The 2,035-nt window shown below is 36.1% G+C and carries 2 protein-coding genes; both read right to left on the bottom strand.

Annotated features, from left to right (window positions below; genetic code table 11):
* Positions 1–200 precede the first annotated feature (200 nt).
* Positions 201–869, bottom strand: coding sequence for a zinc dependent phospholipase C family protein (locus tag AC1DWN_RS32930; RefSeq protein ID WP_477563049.1), 669 nt, complete (start codon positions 867–869; stop codon positions 201–203).
* Positions 870–1,021: 152 nt separating this feature from the next.
* Positions 1,022–1,387, bottom strand: coding sequence for a hypothetical protein (locus AC1DWN_RS32925; RefSeq protein WP_477563048.1), 366 nt, complete (start codon positions 1,385–1,387; stop codon positions 1,022–1,024).
* Between the last annotated feature and the right edge of the window lie 648 nt (positions 1,388–2,035).

Below are 2,035 nucleotides of genomic sequence, written 5' to 3'. Positions count from 1 at the left end.
CCTCCAAGGGCGGCGTGGAGAATGCGTGCAGTAAATGGAAGTATATGGGGCGAATATATCCCCCCCTCTATTCCCGTGCGCCTTCATGTTGCCGAAGTCTAATACGGAGTCCCCCTCTTTGTCTTTCATCTTTAACCAACCGGGCGAAATCCTGCGAATAAGCGAGCATTCGTGAGAAAATCATATCGTACCAAGGGAGCTTAATCATTACTTGCTAGAGATATTAGCTCAATGGAGACAGCGACTCCCCATTCTTTATATAAATCGTTTAGCTCAATTGTTGTCTTAAAAACAAAATTCCTTATAACATCTTCTCTTAAGTAAGTAGGGGTTATCTGGGATTCGTTTTCTCTATTACTTAGCCAATGTAGCTTTATATCTCGGTATTGGCTTACTTCAATTTGGGTTAACAATGATTCGATAGAATAGGCAGCTGCTATTTGTAGTTTGTTAAGAACAGCATCTGCCCATTCCTCGCTCCTTATTAGGTCAAATTCCACCTGATTTGACTCATTATTATAGGTCTTTCTTATATCATCTTTATCTCCCTGGTACTCATTTTCAAAATTTATATAAACTGTTTCCGTCCATCTTATATCCGCATAGATATGAGCAAAATATCCAAGGATGAAATCTTTCCAGTCAACATCACCATTTAAGCTTAAATAATACAAACATTTTTCCTTAAGCACTTCAATACTAGGGAATTTATCTTCATTTACAAAATGAGTAATCCCCTTTTCTTTTCTTGTCACATTTTGTCTTACATGTACAGCATCTGGAGCAATACTCCCGATTAAAAAACTAGGAGTTGGTTTGCGCAAACAAAGTTCTGAAGCAATAGCAAAATGGACCATTGGATAAGGCATCTTAAGAACCTCCACAGATAAGAATATGGAAAGGATGATATACAACAACACACTACCACATAATGGAACTAAACTGCCCGTTATTTTATTACAAAGAGCAGGCTACCGTAGTGCCTGCTCAACAATGTGCGTTATTTAAGTATCGTTTCCCGTTAGTAGAATAATGGTTCGGTTTCTATCCTAAACTGAATCCATTCGATACCTGTAACTTTTGTTTTAGTGGTTAGTCCACTAAATTCCCAAATTCCCGATTCCGAATTGGAAGGACCAGTAACCTGCCATTCATAAGCCAATTTATGAGCAATTACTAGGGTTGAAAAAACGGCATGAGAAATATCGTCCTTATTTAAGGATGTGCTAAAACCAACATCATATAAAGCCGAATCCTTCCAATAACGTTCACAGGATAATAGGGCAGCATTCGTCTCACAAACCTCTTCAAATCTTGAGAGTAATCTCCGAGCCTTTTCCTCTGTATTCACTTTGAAAAACGCATGCCAATGAATGATTTTATACATTTAGATACCCCAATCATTGAATAAGATGCGATGGTGATTTAACAATTCAGCCTGTTGTCATTGAACTATCGTTACCCGTTAGCTCAACGAAGTTATAACTGAGTTTATCATTATGGTGCTCTGTCAAAAAAACTGCCTGAGTCAAGATTCATAAGTGAATGGACGAGTAAAAATATGAACAATAAGTGAGCCGTTGCTATTACGAGTATATTTATTAATACCAGCTTAATAAAAAACCTACATATTAGATAAAGAACTAAGCCAAACATCAATATGAATGCTACATAATACTGAAAAAACATCAGCAGACTATCAACAATTGGAACGTTTGAAGTAAAGTTCAAGATATAGTAGATAAAGCACATAATTGTTAACAGCAAACTGATTGACCATGCAATAAAGTATTGCTTCCCCGTTGGTATCTCACTCACCCCCGATATCTTAGACGATTTTCATTAGATATTTGTTACACTATACTGCCCGTTAGTTCAATCAACTGTTTTATTTTTATGCTTTGTTAAACAATAATTTTGTTTTTTAATAAACGAAAAAAGACCATACTATTTTAGTCCTTTTCATACCAGATAGTTAAAATAATGACCAAGAGGTAGTTATTTAAATTCAACAGAATATCGTACCCCTTTATAG

Source organism: Paenibacillus sp. P4_A7, assembly GCF_056402455.1.
The sequence above is the reverse complement of the archived record's forward strand: the minus strand, read 5'-3'. Positions and strand labels throughout refer to the sequence as shown.

What these genes read in the sequence shown, in the direction of transcription:
- AC1DWN_RS32930 (WP_477563049.1), bottom strand. Translation starts at nt 869, where the DNA reads ATGCCTTATCCAATGGTCCATTTTGCTATTGCTTCAGAACTTTGTTTG.
- AC1DWN_RS32925 (WP_477563048.1), bottom strand. Translation starts at nt 1,387, where the DNA reads ATGTATAAAATCATTCATTGGCATGCGTTTTTCAAAGTGAATACAGAG.